The sequence below is a fragment of the Chitinophaga niabensis genome (genome assembly GCF_039545795.1).
GTDB lineage: Bacteria > Bacteroidota > Bacteroidia > Chitinophagales > Chitinophagaceae > Chitinophaga > Chitinophaga niabensis_B.
Genome location: NZ_CP154260.1, coordinates 2,478,430 through 2,498,947 on the forward strand (window position 1 = coordinate 2,478,430; position 20,518 = coordinate 2,498,947).

Sequence of the window (20,518 nt, forward strand, 5' to 3'; positions counted from 1 at the left end):
GAATGATTCGTAATATAGACAAATTTATTTATCGGGGCCGTTTACTGTTGCCCCGCAAACACTCCATTACCAGAACTGTCAAGCGGCTCAAAAGGCTGTCCCGGTAAATGTACTTTGTTCACTTCTTCAAATACCTCCCCGTTCTCATAACTAACCGCCACTACTACAGACAAAGCCTGTACAGCAGGTCCTTTAAATGTTCCCTTCACCGGGCTGCAATCACAAAAGTTCCTGCCCACGGAAAGTTTCACATGTTTATTGGTTACCCATACGTTATTGGTAGGATCAATACCTGCCCATCCAAATTCCGGAATCCATACTTCGGCCCAGGCATGTGTGGCGCCCTGGCCCCGCATACCGTTCTTATTCGGACAAATATATCCGCTCACATACCTGCAGGGGATATGCAGGCTGCGCAGGATCTGTAACATCAGGTGCGCAAAATCCTGGCAAACACCTGCGCGGTGTTCTAATATTTCGTCTACCGTAGTTTCAATATTGGTAATGCCTTTGATGTATTTGAAATGTTTGAAGATATACTCACTGCACTTCTCTACAATAGCGGCTACACTCGTGCTTTCCGTAACAATGATCTCTGCAATCCTGCTGATCTCCTGCTGTGCGGCAATGGGATCTGCTGCCGCAAGTTCTATCAGTTGCAGGTTACCTGCCATCTCTTTCTGTAACTGATCCAGGCCGGAATGAAAATTGAATTCCAGCTGGGAAGAACTGGTGGTACGAATGATGAGCCGGCTTTCCACGGAAAGGAATTTATGCGGATGCAGCAGGTTGAAACTACCAGATTTATTACCCCAGTAATCAGTATAGGTAGCTATTTCCGGTTGCCCGGTGATGAAAACATCATGCTGCAGTGTTTCCTGTTCCCGGCATTGATAGGGAAAGATCTTCACTTCGTTCATGCTTTCAGAAACGGGCCTGTCGTACTCGTATTTGGTGGTATGATGAATTTTGAATGTAGGCATGTGAAAAAACTTAAGAATAAGAGAAAAAGTTCTGCGCCAGTTTTCTGGCAAAGGTCACCAGTTCCATCCGTACCTCTTCCAGGAATTGCGGGAGGGTATGATCGTTCAGGGATTCCATATCGGTGTATCGTACTTTGCTGTGGATCCTTCCCAGGTGCCGCATCAGGTTCGCATTTTCAACAGAGTTGTTTTCTTTGATCACTTCCGCCAGGTGCCTTTCTATCCTTGCCAGTGAGTAAATAACCGAGTGCGGGAATTCTTCGTTGAAGAGGATCTGGTGGATCACGTTGTAGTTGTAATTGGAGGAACCGTATGTTTTCAGGTGCAGTTCATAACCGGAGAGGGACATGAGGAGGTATCGCCATTGCATAATGTCCCTCATTTCATCCAGTTTGTAATTGATCAGTGCATATTGTTTACTGATCAGCACCAGGGCTTCCAGGCAGCGTTCAATATATTTCCCCAGGTTCATAAAATGCCAGCCCGTGCCGCGTGCCATGGTGATATCTGTGATGCCAGCATACATCACACTGTGGCGGGTGAAAGCGCCCAGTACTTCAATCGCCTCGTAATTGGCCAGCCTTCCTTCCAGGGTGGAATAATTCATGAGGTGATAGACGGAATTCACTTCTTCCCATACTTCTTTTGTGATATGGTCCTGCACACCTCTTGCATTTTCGCGGGCGCGGCTCATGATCATTTTCAGGGAATTGTCATTAGTGGTATCCGTGATCAGCTTTTTTAAGGAAGCGCCCGTATCGTTTTCTATAGCGGTGATCTCTTCATCGGGAGTAGTGCTGAACATTTCCAGCACAGGCCGCCAGGTAAGGTTACCATTTACGTCTTTATCAAAGGAAAGGATGTAATGGGTGGATGCTACTCTGAGCAATCCGTCTGCCCGTTCCATATATCTATTCAGCCAGTATAATGAATCTGCAATTCTACTCAGCATGCTGTGTTTTTTCGTAATTAAAAATCTACCACCCAGGTGTCCTTACTACCGCCGCCCTGTGAAGAATTCACCACCAGGGAGCCTTCCCGCAGGGCTACTCTTGTAAGGCCGCCGGGTACTATCTGTACACCTTTGGGGCCGTAAAGTGCATAGGGGCGAAGGTCTACATGCCTTGGCTGAAAAGCGCCGTCAATAAAACAGGGTACGGTAGATAGTTTGATGATGGGTTGGGCTATGAAGCTGCGGGGATCTTTTTCTATCTCCTTCCGGGCTTTGTTCCATTCTTCTTCCGTTACACTATTCCCCATAACCATGCCGTAACCACCGGATTGGTTGGTACGTTTTATCACCATGTTCTGAATATTACTGAACACATGCTCACGTGCATCTTTGTTCACCAGTTCGTAGGTAGGGATATTGGAAAGGATGGGTTCTTCGTTGAGGTAATATCTGATCATGGCGGGCACGTAAGCATACACTGCTTTATCATCTGCCACACCATTGCCCAAAGCATTCACAATGGCCACATTCCCTTTGCGGTAAGCACTCATGAGCCCTGCAACACCCAATGCACTATCCGGGCGGAAGGTAAGGGGATCGAGGAATTCATCATCTACCCGGCGGTAGATCACATGCACAGGTTTGAGGCCGTTGGTTGTTTTCATATATACTTTATGGTTATCCACCACCAGGTCTCTTCCCTCTACTAAGGAAATACCCATTTGCCTGGCCAGGAAAGCATGTTCGTAATAGGCAGAATTGTAAATGCCGGGTGTGAGCAGTGCTACCGTTGGATTGGAAATTTGAGTGGGGGCCATTTGCTTGAGGATATCATGCAGGATAAGCGGGTAATTGCTAACCCTTCTTACATGATTGGCCACCAGCATGTCAGGGAAAATACGTTTGGTCACTTCCCGGTTCTCCAGCATATAACTGACGCCCGAAGGGGTGCGGAGATTGTCTTCCAGTACATAGAAATTACCATCTTCTCCCCGGATGAGGTCTGTACCTGAAATATGCAAATAGATATCGTGTGGAACTTTTATGCCGTACACATCCCTGTTGTAATGAGGGCAGGAGGCAATCAGTTCCGGCGGTACTACCTTGTCCTTCAGGATGGCCTGTTCCCCATAGATGTCATTTAAAAAGAGGTTGAGGGCTTTCAGCCGTTGAGCGATCCCTTTTTCCACATGGTCCCATTCCTTTCCGGTGATGATACGGGGAATAATGTCGAAGGGAAAGATCCGTTCAATACCGGTATTGTCGCTGTAAACGGTAAAGGTGATGCCCTGGCTGAGGAAGAGTTCGCCGGCAAATTTGTCCTTTTGCTGAAGGATGCTGGTATCCAACTGCTGTAAAGCATGGAAAACTTTACTGTAATGCTCGCGCACCTGGTCGGTGTCTCTCATTTCGTCCCAGATGCCGGCTGTGCTGCTGTATTTATGAAGCAAGGTCGGTGAACGCATATCCCATCAGTTTAGGTCGGTGATAAAATAGTTACATTAGTAAATTACATATGCGATAATGGAACGGGATTATTTTTGTCGAACTTGCAAAATAATTACTATCCAGTGATAATATACGAATAATAAAGCGTTCAAAACGCATGTTTCGTTAATTTAGTGTCACATAAATATTAATTGAATGTATTGCTGTTCGGGTAAAAATAGCCCCTTTTTCACTGTGGGATTAGAAAATATCCGGAATTAATGCTAAAAATGTGGATAAAATTTAACAATTTTGCAGTTACGTTTAAAAAATGAAAAATGAGCCAAATGCCTGCTACATTATTTGACAAAGTATGGGATTCACATGTTGTCAGGAAGATTGAAGACGGACCTGACGTGTTCTTTATCGACCGGCACTTTATTCACGAGGTGACCAGCCCGGTGGCTTTCCTGGGACTGGAAAGCAGGAAGCTCCAGGTGATGTTCCCGGAGAAGACTTTTGCTACGGCAGACCACAACACACCTACCATTAACCAGCATTTACCGGTAAAAGATCCGCTTTCCGCTAACCAGCTGAAGGCTTTGGAAACCAATTCTGCCAAATACGGCATTTCCCACTGGGGCCTTGGTAATCCTAAAAATGGTATTGTACACGTGGTAGGTCCTGAAAACGGTATCACCCTCCCGGGCATGACCATCGTTTGTGGTGATTCTCATACTTCCACGCATGGCGCTTTTGGTGCAATCGCTTTTGGTATCGGTACTTCTGAAGTGGAAATGGTACTGAGCTCACAATGTATCATGCAGCCCAAACCCAAAAAGATGCGTGTGCAGGTGAATGGCAAACTGGGTAAAGGAGTAACACCTAAAGACGTAACGCTCTATATTATTTCAAAGCTCACAGCAGCAGGTGCTACCGGTTATTTTGTAGAATATGCCGGTGAGGTATTTGAGAACATGAGCATGGAAGGCCGTATGACGGTTTGTAACATGAGTATTGAAATGGGTGCGCGCGGCGGTATTATTGCGCCGGACGAAACCACTTTTGCATATATCAAAGGAAGAGAAAAAGCACCGAAAGGAGAAGCATGGGATAAAGCCCTGGCTTACTGGAAAACGCTGAAAACTGATGCTGATGCCAAGTTCGACATGGAACATGTGTACAACGCAGCAGACATTGAACCGATGATCACCTATGGTACCAATCCCGGTATGGGCATGGGTATCAGCCAGCACATCCCCCTCGCGAAAGCAGCAGGCGGCAGCGTTGCCAGCTACGAGAAATCACTGGATTACATGGGCTTCCATGAGGAAGATGCCATGCTGGGCAAAAAGGTAGACTATGTGTTCATTGGCAGTTGCACCAACGGCCGTATTGAAGACTTCCGCGCATTTGCTTCTATTGTAAAAGGCCGCAAAAAAGCAGAACATGTAACGGCATGGATCGTTCCCGGTTCGCATATTGTGGAAGCACAGATCAAAGAAGAAGGTATCCTGGACATCTTAACAGAAGCAGGATTCCAGTTGCGCCAACCAGGCTGCTCTGCCTGCCTGGCCATGAATGATGATAAAGTACCTGCCGGCAAATATGCCGTAAGTACCAGCAACAGGAACTTCGAAGGCCGCCAGGGCCCTGGTTCCCGTACCATGCTGGCCAGCCCTTTAGTGGCAGCAGCAGCAGCGGTAACAGGTGTTGTTACAGACCCAAGGGTATTAATGGCAGACTGATCATTCACATCAATTAAAAATTAAAAAATGGCTTACGATAAATTCACAATACTGACCAGCTCAGCAGTTCCCATGCCTATTGAAAATGTGGACACTGACCAGATCATCCCCGCCCGTTTCTTAAAAGCTACAGAACGTACCGGTTTTGGTGATAACCTTTTCCGCGACTGGCGTTATAATGGAGATGGTACTCCTAAACAGGACTTCGTGCTGAATAATTCCATCTACTCCGGTAAAATACTGGTAGCAGGCAGGAACTTCGGCAGCGGCAGCAGTCGTGAGCACGCAGCATGGGCCATTTATGATTATGGTTTCCGTTGCGTGGTATCCAGCTTCTTTGCGGATATCTTCAAGAATAACTCCCTGAACATCGGCATCCTGCCGGTACAGGTGAGCCCTGAATTCTTAGATAAGATCTTTACTGCTATTGAAGCAGATCCCAATGCACAGCTAGAAGTGAACCTCCCTTCACAAAAGATCACCATCCTGGCTACAGGAGAAAGCGAGTCTTTCGACATCAATTCTTATAAGAAACTGAACATGACCAATGGCTATGATGATATTGATTATCTGCAAGCCATGAAGAGCGAAATAGAGACTTTCGCCTCCAAGAGTATATACTAACATTCCACGAAAGATTATTATGCCTTCTGCCCAACGCTACATAGAAATAATGGATACCACGCTCCGCGATGGTGAGCAAACGAGTGGCGTTTCTTTTTCCCCTTCGGAAAAATTAACGATCGCCCAGCTTTTATTGACCGAGGTGAAAGTGGACCGTATTGAAATTGCATCTGCCCGCGTATCCGAAGGTGAATTTGCTGCCGTGAAGTCTATTACCAAATGGGCTAAGGCAAATGGTTTGCTGGACAGGGTGGAAGTGCTGACATTTGTGGATGGTGAAGTATCTGTACAATGGATGCTGAAGGCCGGTGCGAAAGTGATGAACCTGCTTACCAAAGGTTCGCTGAACCATCTTACGCACCAGCTGAAGAAAAAACCGGAAGAGCATTTTGCAGAGGTAGGCGCCGTGATCAAACTGGCAAAAAAGAAAGGACTGGAATGTAATGTATACCTGGAAGACTGGAGTAATGGTATGCGTCATTCGAAAGAATACGTTTTCCAATACCTGGATTTTCTGACAACCCAGCCCGTAAAAAGAGTGATGCTGCCGGATACTTTAGGGATCCTCACGCCAGCAGAGGTAACAACATTTGTATCTGAAATCATACAACGTTACCCGAACACCCACTTTGATTTTCATGCGCATAATGATTATGACCTGGGTACTGCAAATGTACTGGAAGGCGTAAAAGCAGGGGCACATGGTATTCACCTGACCATCAATGGTATGGGAGAAAGAGCCGGTAACGCTCCTTTGGCCAGTGCCATTGCCGTATTAAATGATTTTATGCCGGAACTGAAAACGGGTGTGGCAGAAGGTTCGCTGTATAAAGTAAGCAAACTGGTGGAAACATTTTCCGGGTTCAGGATTCCTGTTAATAAACCGGTAGTGGGAGAGAACGTGTTCACGCAAACGGCGGGTATTCATGCAGACGGTGATAAAAAGAACAAACTATATTTCAGTGACCTGATCCCTGAACGTTTTGGCCGCACACGTAAATACGCTTTGGGCAAAACCAGCGGAAAAGCGAACATTGAGAATAACCTGCAGCAACTGGGCCTGCAACTCTCTGATCCTGATCTGAAAAAGGTAACACAACGGATCATTGAACTGGGCGATAAAAAGGAAGTGGTAACACAGGCAGACCTGCCTTACATTATTTCCGATGTGCTGGACAGTAATACTATTGAAGAAAAGGTAACGGTGCTGGATTATGTGCTCACGCATTCTAAAACCCTCAAACCTTCTGTAACCCTGCGGATCGCTATATCAGATGAGATCTTTGAAGAACATTCCCAGGGAGACGGGCAGTATGATGCGTTCATGAATGCACTAAAGAAAGTATATAAGAAGCTGAAGAAGGACCTGCCTTTGCTTACGGACTATACTGTACGTATTCCTCCCGGTGGTAAAAGTGATGCACTCTGCGAAACTATCATTACCTGGCGGCATAATATCAAAGAGTTTAAAACACGCGGACTGGATAGTGATCAGACGGTGTCTGCCATCAAGGCCACGCAAAAAATGCTGAACTTAATTTAAGGAATAAACTCTCCTGTAAAAAACCTGAACAGATATTTTCTGTTCAGGTTTTTTATTTAATTTAATACTACAATTAGCGAGGCAAGAGTACTAAAGCTCCAACATCTATTTATTCTAATTACCCTAAACCCTTTCAAATGAAGAAAGCCCTTCTTAACCCATGGCTCCGAACGCTGTTTTCGGTTAGCTCCCTCATTATCCTGCTTACAATAGGCTGTCAGAAAAACAAAGAGGATACAAAGACGCCTGTTGACACTTCAGTTGCTGCATACCTGTCCCTTCCCGATGGTGCAGACGAAAGATTACCATTGCTGCTGAAGCATATTAAAGCAGAGGAAACCCGTACCCCTTTCTTAGCAGGCATTGTGAAGAAATATGGCAAACCGGTATGGGATAAAGGTATTATCGACAAACGTGGTGAAACCACACTGTACGCCATTCCCCTGAAACCGGAAGGTAAAAGTCTTACCGGTGCCATCGTGTTTGAACTGGATGCGCAAATGCGGTTCAAAGTGTATGAAAACCACAATTTCATCCGTTACGGCTCCAGCAATAAAAATGGCGCAGTGAACGGTAGAAAAGTGCGTAACCTGATGATGGCGCTAAACTTCAGGCTTCCACCTGATGATCCCGGCGAAGGATTTGATCCCGTTCCTCCTGAAGATTGTGTAAACAGCATAAGGGAAGCTGAAATGCTGGCAGCAGCCAGGGCAGCTAATCCTGGCAAAGAAATGCATTTGCAGTACAGGATGCTGGAAGTTACAACCTGTTATTCCTGGACAACATGTGCCGGTGATGGCAATGGTAATTGCGTTGGCGAGATCTATTATCACCAGGAATGCTTCACAGAAACTTTCTGGCTGCCGGATTACGGAAGTGGAAGTGGCGGCGGAGGAGGAGATGGTGGTGATATCGGAGGCGGCGGAGGCGGAGGAAGTAGTGGCGGTGGTAGCAATCCTGCCCCGGACCCTGATCCCTGCCATGTTGAAGATCCTCCGCCCGGCGCCCCTGTTCCTGTAGCTGAAGAAGATAAGCTGGCACCTCCATGTGCTTCTTCCTTTAACATGGTAAGGCAGGACAGCTGGCAATCCGCTGTAGTGACCGGTTATCGCTTTGGATTGTTCAACCGCTCAGGCAATGGGCTGGATTACTATATAGAAATAGGTACCATGGAAGTAGGCTTACCTTACATTGCTTACAATGGCAACATCATTCATCATAGTACGGCCCAGGCCATGATCACGCAAGCGGCTACATTGGCTGAAGCAGAAGTGCTTGCGGTATTGAACGCAAGCCTGATTCTCAATCCCCGAACGCTGCCCGGCCAGATCGACAACGGTCACTATAAACGATTGTTTAAAGAAGCATTGAAAGTGAACCTGGACCGTTTCCTGCAAGTTGATTATTACGATGGGCAAAATGTTAAGCCCAGCCGGGTTGGCTATGATTCGGCCAGTTTCGGATTAAAAGATGCCACAAAGTACAGGCCACTTCAATATAAAGGAAGAGATTGCTGATCATTAAACGAGCAGGCACCTCCGGGTGTCTGCTTTTACTGTTATGATGCGAATTTGCCGGTCTATCCTATATTCTTTAATTTGTATAATCATCCCGGTAACACTTACCGGCCAAAAGACAACTATGCTCCATGATCACGGCATTGGAGAGATCCACCTAGGCAAAAAGATAACAGACCAGAAAGATGTGATCCCGTTCCGGGATTTTAAGCAGGCCGGGGATTACGTTGTAAGCCCTGCTGCTTCCTCTTTCTACTATTTCACCGGGGATATCCTCAAAGCCACAGACAGCATTGAACTCCTGCTGGCGATTGAGCATATCTTCATTGGCGTGGATAAAAACGACAGGATTAATATCATCATCGTTCATTTCTTCAGCAAACAGGAGCAGGATGTACCTGCTGTGCTTACTAAAAATTACGGCCAGCCCAGCTCTTTATCTGATATACAGGTAGAAGGTATGCCCGTACGGCAGCATATTTTCTGGAATACGGCAGACCGGGAGATGCAGATCGGGTATTCCAGTGCCACAGCCGGAGATGATACCACCTATCCCATGATGGTTTATACCCGCACGCGCGAACTCTCCCTGCTGCGTGACTATGCCATTGTAAAACGGACCTGGCAGTTCTGATTTTATTCCTATTAAAATACAGATCTACTGCGTATCTTGGGCCGGAATTTTTGTTCAAAACAATAGCATGGCAACTAAACATATTTTAATTGTTCCGGGCGATGGCATCGGGCAGGAAGTTACCGCAGTCGGTAAAAAGGTTTTAGATAAAGTAGCGGCTAAGTTTGGCCATACTTTTACTTATGATGAAGCACTGATAGGCCACGTGGCTATTGAAGCCACAGGTAATCCTTTACCGGATGAATCCCTGGAAAAGATGCGTAAGTCTGATGCTGTATTATTCGGCGCGGTAGGGCATCCTAAATATGATAATGATCCTTCTGCTAAAGTAAGACCGGAACAAGGCCTGCTGAAAATGCGGAAAGAACTGGGTTTGTATGCGAATCTCCGCCCCATTAAATTATTTGATGAGCTGTTAGGGGCTTCCAGCATTAAACCGGAAATATTAAAAGGTGCAGATATCCTGTTCTTTCGTGAACTCACCGGCGATATTTACTTTGGTGAAAAAGGCCGGAAGAATAATGGCGATACTGCCTATGATATTGCAGAATACAGTCGCTTTGAAGTAGAGCGTATTGCCCGTAAAGCTTTTGATGCTGCACGTACCCGCCGCAAGAAACTCTGCTCTGTAGATAAAGCAAATGTGATTGAAACATCCCGTCTCTGGAGAGAAGTGGTACAAAAGATCGCTTTGGAATATCCTGATGTGGAAGTAGAGCATCAGTTTGTGGATGCTACCGCCATGTTGCTGATCAAAGATCCTAAACGTTTTGACGTGGTGGTAACGGCTAACCTGTTTGGCGATATCCTCACAGATGAAGCTTCACAGATAGCAGGTTCCATGGGTATGCTGGCTTCCGCGTCTATTGGAGACGGTACCGGCGTTTATGAACCTATTCACGGTTCTGCACATGATATTACCGGTAAGGGTGTGGCCAATCCGTTGGCGTCTATCCTGTCTGCCGCCTTATTGCTGGATATTTCCTTTGGCATGAAAGCAGAATCCGAGCTGGTGATCAGTGCGGTAGATAAAGTATTAAAAGAAGGTTTCCGCACCAGGGATATTGCAGACAGCACTACACCTGCGGATAAAATATTAGGTACGGAAGCAATGGGAGCCGAAGTACTGAAGTTCCTCTAATCGTTTTGTAAAGAGAAAGCCCGGATAACGATGTTGTCCGGGTTTTTTATTTATTCTTTAGCTGCGCCCAGGGAGTTCTGATCCCCAGTAACTTTCCAAGGAAGAGTGCCAAAGGTATCAATTCATACCTGAAGATCCCCGGCGCGGCAGACATGGCATAGGAACAGAGTGTAATGCCAATCAGCGCATCTACGATGGCGATATCAATAGCCCAGTCATTTTCAGTCAGCAGCGCGTAGGCTGTAAATGCATTGAAGAGGATAACGCTGGCTAAGATGATGCCGGCAGGAGAGAAAACATCTCTTGCAGTGATGCCATATGCATCAAAGTACACATTGTCGCTACCCGTCAGCGTCATAATAAATGCAATGGGAACAGTAATGATACCAAGCATAAAGAGCCAGTTGCAGTACCTGATCCACCATGGAAGAAGGTCGGTTCTGTTTGGTTCTATATCATGCTCCAGGTTGGGTTCTATATCATGCTCAAATGCGGCGGCCATAAGCAGGGAGATTTGTTACATTAAGTTACGAAATGTTTCAATAATTTATATCTTTATCAGATCATCAACCAGATTCCCATGCGTCTACGTTTTGCGCTATTGCTCATAGCCCTTCCTTTTGTCAGTTTAGCAAAAGACCCCATCCTTACGGGGGCTGACCAGTTATCCGCTTACCTGCCTTCCCTGAAAGGGAAAAAGGTGGGCATGTTAGTGAACCAGACATCCCTGATCGGCGGTAAGTCCATCGTGGACAGCCTGCTCGCTTTAGGCGTGAACATTAAAATGATCTTTGGCCCGGAACATGGTTTTCGTGCAAATGCCAGTAACGGCGCAAAGGTGGCGGATGAAATAGATGCCAAAACGGGCATTCCCATTATCTCTTTATACGGCGCCCGCAAGAAACCAACTAAAAAGGAACTGGATGCGCTGGACATCATGATCTTTGATATCCAGGACGTAGGCTGCCGTTTCTACACAAATATCAATACCCTGAGGGACATCATGGAAGCCTGTGCTGAAAACGGCAAGGAACTGATCATCCTGGACAGGCCTAACCCCAATGCCTATGTGGATGGGCCTATATTGGATATGAAGTATAAATCCGGCATCGGGCAGTTTCCCATTCCTATCACGCATGGCATGACGGTTGGGGAATTTGCGCAGATGGTGAACGGAGAAGGATGGATGGCCGGTAAAGTAAAATGTAAGATTAAGATCATCAAGGTAAAGAACTGGACGCACAACATGGATTACACTTTGCCTGTAGGTCCTTCGCCTAACCTGAATACACAGCAGTCGGTATTACTTTATCCCTCCCTGTGTTTATTTGAAGGTACCATCATCAGCCAGGGACGTGGTACACATATGCCTTTTACGGTTTTGGGTGCACCTTTATTAAAAGGGATCTATCCCTTTACTTTTACCCCTGTGAGCATCCCCGGTAAATCTGAAACACCATTACACCAGGATAAGGCCTGTTACGGGCTGGACCTGAGGAATTATAATACTGCAGCGATCCGTAAAGCGGGTAAGGTGCATATTGCCTGGATGATAGAAATGTACAAAGCTTATCCTGATAAGGCGAAGTTTTTTGACAGATCACAGAGCAAACAAATGGGTAATATCGATTTTCTGGCAGGGGTTGCTCAATTTAAAGAACAGATCATAGCGGGGAAAAGTGAGGAAGAAATTCGCCAAAGTTGGGAACCGGGATTGAGCAATTATAAGAAGATGCGTAAAAAGTATCTTTTATACCCCTGATAAACAGCTGTTTATAAGATATTGGAAAAACCTGCGCTTGCCGCAGGTTTTCTTTTTTATAATAAGGCATAGGAATTGTAAAACAGCAGTAGTAGGACAAAAACATTTTCATGGCAGTAAGGAAAAAGAACACCAGATCTATATTACCGAAAACGCCCACAGGTATAACCGGGCTGGACGAAATAACAATGGGCGGTTTGCCCAAAGGGCGCCCAACCCTTATTTGTGGCGGTGCAGGAGCAGGAAAAACATTATTTGCTATAGAATTTATTGTGCGGGGTGCTACAGATTATGGTGAGCCAGGTGTGATCGTAACCTTTGAAGAAAAGGCGGAAGATCTGCAGCAGAACGTATCATCATTGGGATACGACCTGAAGAAGATGCAAAAGGACGGCCTGCTTAGAATGGACTTTGTACATATTGACCGCAGTGAAATAGAAGAAACAGGGGAATATGACCTGAGCGGCCTGTTCATCCGTTTGAACCATGCCATTGACAGTATTGGTGCAAAACGGGTAGTGCTGGATACCATTGAGAACCTTTTTGGTGGTTTAACGAATGAAGGTATCCTGCGGGCAGAACTCCGCAGGCTCTTTGCCTGGTTGAAGGATAAAGATGTAACAGCTGTGATCACCGCGGAGAAAGGAGATGGTACTTTAACCCGCCACGGGCTGGAAGAATATGTATCTGACTGCGTGATCCTGCTGGATCACAGGGTGATTGAGCAGATCTCTACCCGCCGTTTAAGAGTCGTAAAATACCGTGGCTCAGAACATGGTACCAATGAATATCCTTTCCTGATAGAGGAAGATGGCATTTCCGTATTACCCATCACCTCTTTGAAACTGGATAACAAGGTTTCCTCCCAAAGAGTATCTTCCGGCATTACGGGAATGGATCAGATGATGGATGGCAAAGGGTTTTTCCGTGGCAGTTCTATACTGATATCCGGAACAGCAGGAACAGGTAAAACAAGTATTGCTGCTAATTTTGTAGATGCTGCGTGTAAAAGGAAAGAGCGCTGTCTTTATTTTGCCTTCGAAGAATCGCCCGCACAGATCATCCGAAATATGGGATCCATAGGCCTTAACCTGCAAAAACATGTGGATGCAGGACTGCTGCATTTTCATGCTTCCCGGCCAACTTTGTACGGACTGGAAATGCACCTGGTGACGATCCATAAAAAGATAGAAGAGTTAAAACCCCGCATTGTTGTGCTGGATCCCATCACTAACCTGATCACTGCAGGTCTGATGCCGGAAGTGAAATCCATCCTGATCCGGCTGATCGATTACCTGCAGGTTAACCAGATCACGGTAATGTTTACGGCACTTAATTTGAACACCGCTGTAAGTGAGCAGACGGATGAGGGAGTATCCTCACTGGTGGATGCCTGGATCATGATCAGGTATATTGAAACCAATGCAGAACGTAACCGGGGATTACATATCATGAAATCCCGCGGTATGAAGCATTCCAATAAGGTACGTGAATTTATGATCAGTGACGAAGGGCTTGACCTGATGGATGTATATAATGGCCCGCATGGCGAAATCCTTACAGGCTCTGCCCGGGAGGCACAGCAATTGGTAGAAGTCACCGGTGCTGAAATGCGCAGTTATACCTTAGGCAGGAAAGACAAACAGATAGACCGTAAGCGCAAAGTGCTGGAAGCCAAAGTAGCCTCACTGCAGGAAGAATTTGCTACTATTCAGGAAGAACTGTACCAGTCGTATGTGGAAGAGGATCTTCGCAAGGAGATCATGGAAAAGAACCGTAATCAGTTATCTAAAAAGCGTAGCAATGGCAAAAGAAAAGATTAAACAGGCAAAAGCAGAGAAATGGGAATTGCGTTTATACATTGCCGGCAATACGCCGAAATCTATGACGGCACTCGCCAATCTGAAAAGATATTGTGAACAACATTTGCAAGATAAATACACCCTTGAAATAATCGATCTCCTGGTGCAGCCGCAACTTGCTGCGGGTGATCAGATCTTTGCGATCCCCACATTGGTACGCAAAGTTCCGGTACCCATCCGCAAGATTATAGGCGACTTGTCCAACGAAGAAAAAGTATTGGTTGGACTCAACATCAGACCCATAAAAAAATAAGATGCGAAAAAAAGAAGAACAGCAGTTGAACATCAATCCATCGGCCCCGGAAGCTGAGTTTGTTCTTCGCCTATTTGTAACAGGTGCCTCACCTAATTCTGTACGGGCTATTTCAAACCTGAAAGAGCTTTGTGAAGAGTATTTGAAGGGGAAGTATTCCCTGGAAGTGATAGACGTGTACCAGGAGACTGCTATAGCACAGCAGGAACAGATTGTGGCACTTCCCTTGCTGATAAAAAAATATCCATTTCCGGAAAGGCGGATGATCGGAGACTTATCTGATACTGACAAAGTATTAAAAGGCCTTGGTTTAAAAGCTCACTGATGGAAGAACAGCAAAACATAACAGCGCTGCAGGCTGAGCTGGAAGAACTACGGCATCAGCTATGGGAAGCGCAGGAAACGATAGAAGCTATCCGCACAGGGCAGATAGATGCCATTGTAGTGAATGGCAAAAATGGTCATGAACTGTATACGCTGAAAACAGCGGATTACAGTTATCGTGTATTCATTGAAAAGATGACGGAAGGCGCTGTGTCGCTTAACTACGAAGGAATTATCCTCTACTGTAATTCACAGTTTGCCTCTTTGCTGAACATGCCCATTTCCAAAGTGATAGGTATGCCTTTCCAGGATTTTGTGCCGGAAGAAAGCAAGCGCAACCTCCGGCGCCTGTTTGAAAACAGCTGGTCCAAAGACTGTAAGGAAGAAGTATTACTACGTACCTGCGACCTGGAGATACCGGTGCTGCTTTCACTTACAGCCCTGGAGTTTAATGAGAACATGGCGCTGAGTATAATTGTTACAGACCTCACGGCACAAAAGAAAACCCAGCAGGAACTGGAAAGAAAAAATGCACAGCTGGCCAGGATGAACCATGAGCTGGGATTGAGCAATCATGACCTGCAGCAATTTGCTTCCGTGGCTTCGCATGATCTGCAGGAACCGCTTCGTAAGATCCAGATATTTTCCAACCTCCTGAAAGATCATAACAGGAAAACGCTTTCCGCTGAATCCAAAAGATTCCTGGACAAAATAATGAGTTCTGCTAAGCGGATGAAAACCCTGATCCTGGATATACTCAGCTATTCCAGGTTATCTGCGGCCAATAATATATTTGAACCCGTTGATCTGAATGAGATCGTAAAGGACCTGCTGGAAGATTTTGAACTGATCATCCAGGAGAAAAATGCAGATATCCGGGTAGGGGACCTGCCGCAGATTGAAGCCAACAGGGGGCAGATCAGGCAGGTGTTCCAGAACATGGTGTCCAACGCCCTGAAATTTTCAAAGGCAGAGGAGGCACCTGTTATTGAGATTAGTGGTGCTTACCTGGAGGAAAAATCATTTGCAGCTCCGCAGCAGTCTGAAGGGCCTTATTGTTTGATCCGGATAAAAGATAATGGAATAGGATTTGACCAGAAGTATCAGAACCATATCTTTGCACTGTTTGAACGGCTACATTCAAAAGATAGTTATGAAGGTAGTGGGATAGGCCTGTCCATCACCAAAAAGATCATAGAAAAACATGATGGCTTGGTACAGGCCTGGGGGATACCTGGAGAAGGGGCCGAATTTTTACTGTTATTACCCGTCTTCCAGGAGAAAAATACACAACATGTATCTACGCAAGAAGATCTTATTGGCCGAGGATGATAAAGATGATCAGGACTTCTTCCACGACTTCCTGCATGAGAGAGAGGATATACATTTACTACCCATTGCCAGCAATGGAGAAGAATTGCTGGAATACCTGCATAACACAACGGAACTGCCAGACGCCATTATACTGGACCAGAACATGCCCAAACTCAATGGCCTGCAAACCTTACAGCAACTAAAGATCACCAGCCGCTATTCAGATATTGCGGTGATGGTGTATTCCACCTCCACAGACGATAACCTTATCAAAGAAAGCAATATGCTTGGCGCAACCCTGGTAGTGAGCAAACCCAGCAGTTACAAAGGTTATCAGCGCATGATAGATGAGCTGATCAGCCATCTGTAAGCTGAAGCGAGTGACACAACGGCGGCTGAAGAGTGAACAATCGCCGGCTACATAAATCTTTTATTCTATCCGATGGACTATACAAGTTTAGCCAGGAGGTTCACGTCTCGTTTTCCATTGCTCAGTTACCTGGGTACACAGATCAATTTCTGGATCATTGCCAATATTTTCCTGGGAAGCATCATGCATTTGCAGGCTTTATCCATTGAAGAAACCACCCACATTAAAACCCTGGTAAGTTATGGACAGATAGCACGCGTGGCTGTCATGCTGGGCTTTTTATATGGTATTGCATTGGGGTTAACAGACTGGTACCTGGACAAGCGCCGTTTTTATAAACGGCTTTCCATGGGTAAGGTCATCCTCTTTAAAACAGCCGTTTCCGTTAGCCTGATCTTCGTGATCCTGATACTGATCAGGGGGGCGTTCTGGCGTTTAAGCATCAGCCATAAGGCATGGTCATACCTGTTTTACATTATGCTTATCTATTACCTGGCCATGACCATGATCATCAACTTCATTAACCAGGTGAATAAAAAATACGGCCCGGGCGTGCTGGTGCCTTTGTTACTGGGTAAATACAGGAACCCCAGAGAAGAAGAACGCATTTTTATGTTCATGGACCTGCAATCTTCCACAGCCATTGCAGAGCAATTGGGCCATCTGAAATACAGCGCATTCATCCGCGATAGTTTTATGGACATTAACCAGGTGCTGTTACCTTTTAATGCAGAAGTGTATCAATATGTAGGAGATGAAATTGTAGTAACCTGGCGGATCGATGAAGGGCTTAAAGACCTTTCCTGTGTACGGTTTTTCTTTGGTTGTGAATACCGTTTCTTTGAGCGTATGGATTATTATTTGTCCCATTACGGTGTGCAGCCCCGTTTTAAAGCAGCCCTGCATATGGGGAAAGTAATGGCGGTGGAAATAGGAGAGGTGAAGCGGGATATTGCTTATCATGGAGATACGCTGAATACAGCATCGAGGATACAAAGCGTTTGCAACGATTATAATAAGCTGCTGCTTATTTCCACCTATATGCTGGAGGCGATGGGAGAACAACATGCCCGGCTCCGTACCACGCCATTGGGTATGATCCGTTTAAAAGGGAAGGCTTCGAAAGTGGGTATTGCCAGTATAGAAGGATTGGATAATCAGACTTCTCCCGTATAAACTTCCGTATCGTAATGGAACTTCACCATGCCATTTACCTGGTGGCGTTGGAAAATATCCTTCAGTAACTGCTGGAAAACTGCGTCTGCCGAGGGTACATAGGAAGAGGAGTTAGCTCTTCCCAGGAAACCGGCTTCGTCAAATTCCTGGTAGCTCGGGAAGATCATCTTTTCATATTTCCCTTCTTTAAAGAATGCTTTAAAATCATCCGGGGATAATTTCTGGTGGTTCACTTCATTGTAGTCTGCTGTTTTTTCGCGTAATAACTGATCGTAGTCCTTTGAGAAATTATCTGTGTTCACCTGGCGGTTGTTCCAGATCAGGGTAGCCTGTGCTTTCGGTTTAAGTATTCTCTGGAATTCTGCCCGGGCCTCCTGTGTGTTGAACCAGTGGAAGGCCTGTGCGCAGACGATGAGATCTATGCTATGATCTTTTAAGGTAGTATTGTTTGCAGGCGCATTGATGGAAATGTAGTTGGGGTATGCCTTCTTTAGCATGGTATCTGCTGCTTCCCGCATTTCCGTGTTGGGTTCTATGGCATAAACCTTGCATCCCAGGTTGAGCAGGTGTCTTGTGAAGATCCCTGTGCCTGCGCCAATATCCGCTACTGTGGATGTTTCGGATAAGCCTGTTTTTTTACAGAGATAGGTAAGCACTTCCGGCGGGTAGTCAGGTCTGTATTTGATATAGTCCTGCACCTTGTTGGAGAATCGTTGGGTGGAGTCTTTAGTCATAGGGTAAAGATAAGGATTCCAGATGGAATGCCCTATCTTGAGCCTATGTCAAGCCTATGTTAATAAACCAGATACAATGGTTTTAACTATGCAGTAGTAAGCAGTAAAGAGGCAGTGTACACACACTGCCTCTTTTAAATCTCCTTAGGCAATATACCCAGTTGCTGCAGAAAGCTCAGCCGGTCTGTGTATATCTGTGTGGCGATCACTTTACCATCTTTCAACTGATAAATCCCCAGCCCATCATTGTTAACTGCTTTACCAGTGGGTGCGTATGTGGCGAACTGACCGGTATGTGTGCCCTGGAATTTCCATCTTACCATTACTTTATCACCCTCCGCGATGTATTCCTGTACATCCCAATGTGCATCTGCAAATCCTTTAAGGATGCCATTGATCGTTGTTTCAAATCCGGCGGGGCCTTTTACACCCTGAATGGCGGTGTATTCAGGAGATACCAGGTCCTGTAATAAATGCAGGTTACGTTTGTTCAATGTTTCTTCATACAATTTCCGTACTACTTCTTTGTTCTTTTCCATGGTTTCATTTTTAATAGTCTGTGCATGCGTGAGGCCTGCGGTGTGCAGCACCAGCAATAACATATAAATTGGTTTCATTGTGATGGTTTGATGCAACAAAACTATCAACAAGTGAAATCCCGGCCTTGTAAAAAATCATTGATCTGGTTTACCAGAGGGGAGGGGTCTTGATAAAATCGGTGGGTGTTTTACCAGTGAAGAGTTTGAAGTCTTTGTTAAAGTGGGGCTGATCAAAATAACCGGCATTGAATGCTACCTCCGTAAGTGTTTCTTTGGTGAAGCCATTGCTCACAATGGATTTCATACGGATGATGTTGGAGAACTGTTTGGGGGACACTCCTACAACGCGCCTGAAGCGTTTTTCGAAGGCATCCTGGCTGATATAAAGGGACTGGGCGAGTTCCTTTATTTTAATAACGCCTTTGGCAGCGTGGATCTTTTCCAGTGCAGCCAATACCAGTTTATCCGGTTCGCCGGGGTAGAGTTTGGATTGAAGGTATTGTTCTATGAGCGCTATTCTTGCTGTATTACTTTGTGCTTCAGCCAACTGGTCTTCGATGGCGGATACGTCCTTATAGATATTGTCCAGCGAAATACTGCTGTCGTATAACTCATAGAGGGGTGCTTTGATGAAGGCATTGGCACCCGCTTCGTTGAATACCACCATCAGGTTGGCGGAGTGCCGGGCATAGTTTACGAGTTTGCCGGATTTTCTCAGACCGGAGATCATGGAGGCCGGAAGGTGGTTTTTGGCGTTGTTCTCCAGGAAGCTCACCTGCCCTTTAAAGCGGAAAACCATTACCAGGGAAGTATCCGGCATGATGTGGTTTACCTGTTCATCCTGCATTTCAACGATGAGGTAATGCTTGATGAAAGGGCTTAAAGTGGCCGATGGTATGTATTTTTCTACATTCACTTAAGAATAAAGGTAAGGTTATTGAAGAAATATTTGGTGATAAGACCGATCGGTCTTATCTTTGTTCCCGTTATGGCAACAGCAGAAAAAACAAGGCAGTTCATTATAGAAAAGGCTGCTTCTATCATAAATCAGAAGGGTATGGCGGGAACGTCTATCTCTGATATTATGGCTGCTACCAAACTGGCAAAGGGTGGGATCTACGGGAATTTTGAGAACAAGGATGAGATCTGCCGGGAGGTGTTTACTTACCTGATGAAGAATTTAAATGAAGGTATAACCAGGGTGTTGCAGGGGAAAACATCTTATAAAGAGAAACTGCTGGCCTTATTAGACCATTACAAGGAACTGGCAGTGAATGATGTGGGTGGTTGCCCTATGCAGAATTTTGGCGCAGAGAGCGATGATACTGACCCCGCTATTCAAAGTATGGTGGCAGATGCAGTAAGGTTCACACAGAACAGGCTTAGCCAGTTAATTAAAGATGGCATTCAGGCGGGTGAATTTAAAGATACAGTGAACGCAAAAGAATTGAGTATTAAGATCTTTGCCCTGGTAGAGGGCGGGATCCTTACCAGCAGGATATTTGGAAACAATCAGCAAATGAAATTGATCATCAGTATGCTAAAATCAGAAATAGCAGCATTCAGTGTTTGATTTTTTTTGCCTATTAAAAGACCGATCGGTCTAATATACAT

General features: G+C 45.6%; 21 protein-coding genes. 14 read left to right on the top strand and 7 right to left on the bottom strand.

All coding sequences use genetic code 11. The features are described 5' to 3' along the window. Positions 1-41: 41 nt before the first annotated feature. The 3 genes from AAHN97_RS09745 to AAHN97_RS09755 are packed head-to-tail and all read right to left on the bottom strand — an operon-like array spanning position 42 to position 3,401. Positions 42-983, bottom strand: coding sequence for a transglutaminase family protein (locus AAHN97_RS09745; protein ID WP_343307403.1), 942 nt, complete (start codon positions 981-983; stop codon positions 42-44). Between the two features lie 10 nt (positions 984-993). Continuing rightward, positions 994-1,935 carry an alpha-E domain-containing protein gene (locus tag AAHN97_RS09750; RefSeq protein WP_343307404.1) on the bottom strand — a complete coding sequence of 314 codons (942 nt, stop codon included), beginning with the start codon at positions 1,933-1,935 and terminating at the stop codon, positions 994-996. Between the two features lie 17 nt (positions 1,936-1,952). Next, the gene (locus AAHN97_RS09755) at positions 1,953-3,401 is read right to left on the bottom strand and encodes a circularly permuted type 2 ATP-grasp protein (RefSeq protein WP_343307405.1); all 1,449 of its coding nucleotides are present in this window, start codon (positions 3,399-3,401) and stop codon (positions 1,953-1,955) included. A gap of 309 nt (positions 3,402-3,710) precedes the next feature. Between AAHN97_RS09755 and leuC the strand changes: the two genes are divergently transcribed. From leuC to leuB, 6 genes are all read left to right on the top strand, one after another. Further along, positions 3,711-5,111: a 3-isopropylmalate dehydratase large subunit gene (gene leuC / locus AAHN97_RS09760; protein ID WP_343307406.1), complete on the top strand. Its 1,401-nt coding sequence runs from the start codon at positions 3,711-3,713 to the stop codon at positions 5,109-5,111. 27 nt (positions 5,112-5,138) lie between these two features. Next, on the top strand, positions 5,139-5,735 hold the full coding sequence (gene leuD, locus AAHN97_RS09765; protein ID WP_343307407.1) for a 3-isopropylmalate dehydratase small subunit: 597 nt from the start codon (positions 5,139-5,141) through the stop codon (positions 5,733-5,735). A gap of 49 nt (positions 5,736-5,784) precedes the next feature. Beyond that, complete coding sequence (locus AAHN97_RS09770) at positions 5,785-7,278, top strand: alpha-isopropylmalate synthase regulatory domain-containing protein (RefSeq protein WP_343307408.1); 1,494 nt, start codon at positions 5,785-5,787, stop codon at positions 7,276-7,278. 137 nt (positions 7,279-7,415) lie between these two features. Continuing rightward, a complete protein-coding gene (locus tag AAHN97_RS09775; RefSeq protein WP_343307409.1) occupies positions 7,416-8,795 on the top strand; it encodes a hypothetical protein in 1,380 nt (459 codons plus the stop codon). Positions 8,796-8,919: 124 nt separating this feature from the next. Then, positions 8,920-9,429, top strand: a complete 510-nt coding sequence (locus AAHN97_RS09780; protein WP_343307410.1) for a hypothetical protein — start codon at positions 8,920-8,922, stop codon at positions 9,427-9,429. Between the two features lie 67 nt (positions 9,430-9,496). After that, positions 9,497-10,570, top strand: a complete 1,074-nt coding sequence (gene leuB / locus AAHN97_RS09785; RefSeq protein WP_343307411.1) for a 3-isopropylmalate dehydrogenase — start codon at positions 9,497-9,499, stop codon at positions 10,568-10,570. Between the two features lie 46 nt (positions 10,571-10,616). Here leuB and AAHN97_RS09790 read toward each other — a convergent pair whose 3' ends face one another. After that, entirely contained in the window at positions 10,617-11,072 is a 456-nt protein-coding gene (locus AAHN97_RS09790; RefSeq protein WP_343307412.1) for a hypothetical protein, read from the bottom strand. A gap of 78 nt (positions 11,073-11,150) precedes the next feature. On the opposite strand from AAHN97_RS09790, the gene AAHN97_RS09795 reads away from it, so the two are divergent. The 7 genes from AAHN97_RS09795 (at position 11,151) to AAHN97_RS09825 (ending at position 17,631) form a co-directional block, all read left to right on the top strand. Next, positions 11,151-12,332 (top strand): exo-beta-N-acetylmuramidase NamZ family protein, encoded by a 1,182-nt coding sequence (locus tag AAHN97_RS09795; protein WP_343307413.1) that lies wholly within the window; start codon positions 11,151-11,153, stop codon positions 12,330-12,332. A gap of 110 nt (positions 12,333-12,442) precedes the next feature. Next, on the top strand, positions 12,443-14,155 hold the full coding sequence (gene kaiC, locus AAHN97_RS09800; RefSeq protein ID WP_343307414.1) for a circadian clock protein KaiC: 1,713 nt from the start codon (positions 12,443-12,445) through the stop codon (positions 14,153-14,155). Next, complete coding sequence (locus AAHN97_RS09805) at positions 14,136-14,447, top strand: circadian clock KaiB family protein (protein ID WP_343307415.1); 312 nt, start codon at positions 14,136-14,138, stop codon at positions 14,445-14,447. The genes kaiC and AAHN97_RS09805 overlap by 20 nt, the downstream gene beginning before the upstream one ends. A gap of 1 nt (position 14,448) precedes the next feature. After that, complete coding sequence (locus AAHN97_RS09810) at positions 14,449-14,772, top strand: circadian clock KaiB family protein (RefSeq protein WP_343307416.1); 324 nt, start codon at positions 14,449-14,451, stop codon at positions 14,770-14,772. Beyond that, entirely contained in the window at positions 14,772-16,103 is a 1,332-nt protein-coding gene (locus AAHN97_RS09815; protein WP_343307417.1) for a sensor histidine kinase, read from the top strand. The genes AAHN97_RS09810 and AAHN97_RS09815 overlap by 1 nt, the downstream gene beginning before the upstream one ends. After that, positions 16,066-16,455 (top strand): response regulator, encoded by a 390-nt coding sequence (locus AAHN97_RS09820; RefSeq protein ID WP_343307418.1) that lies wholly within the window; start codon positions 16,066-16,068, stop codon positions 16,453-16,455. Before AAHN97_RS09815 ends, AAHN97_RS09820 begins: the two co-directional genes overlap by 38 nt. A gap of 72 nt (positions 16,456-16,527) precedes the next feature. Continuing rightward, a complete protein-coding gene (locus AAHN97_RS09825; RefSeq protein WP_343307419.1) occupies positions 16,528-17,631 on the top strand; it encodes an adenylate/guanylate cyclase domain-containing protein in 1,104 nt (367 codons plus the stop codon). On the opposite strand, the gene AAHN97_RS09830 is transcribed toward AAHN97_RS09825, so the two are convergent. The 3 genes from AAHN97_RS09830 to AAHN97_RS09840 form a co-directional block, all read right to left on the bottom strand. Continuing rightward, entirely contained in the window at positions 17,613-18,365 is a 753-nt protein-coding gene (locus AAHN97_RS09830) for a methyltransferase domain-containing protein (RefSeq protein ID WP_343307420.1), read from the bottom strand. The genes AAHN97_RS09825 and AAHN97_RS09830 overlap by 19 nt on opposite strands. 134 nt (positions 18,366-18,499) lie before the next feature. Further along, positions 18,500-18,982, bottom strand: coding sequence for an ester cyclase (locus tag AAHN97_RS09835; protein ID WP_343307421.1), 483 nt, complete (start codon positions 18,980-18,982; stop codon positions 18,500-18,502). Between the two features lie 70 nt (positions 18,983-19,052). Continuing rightward, positions 19,053-19,820 carry a helix-turn-helix transcriptional regulator gene (locus AAHN97_RS09840; protein ID WP_343307422.1) on the bottom strand — a complete coding sequence of 256 codons (768 nt, stop codon included), beginning with the start codon at positions 19,818-19,820 and terminating at the stop codon, positions 19,053-19,055. A 72-nt stretch (positions 19,821-19,892) separates the two neighbouring features. On the opposite strand from AAHN97_RS09840, the gene AAHN97_RS09845 reads away from it, so the two are divergent. Then, positions 19,893-20,477: a TetR/AcrR family transcriptional regulator gene (locus tag AAHN97_RS09845; protein ID WP_343307423.1), complete on the top strand. Its 585-nt coding sequence runs from the start codon at positions 19,893-19,895 to the stop codon at positions 20,475-20,477. Positions 20,478-20,518 lie beyond the last annotated feature (41 nt).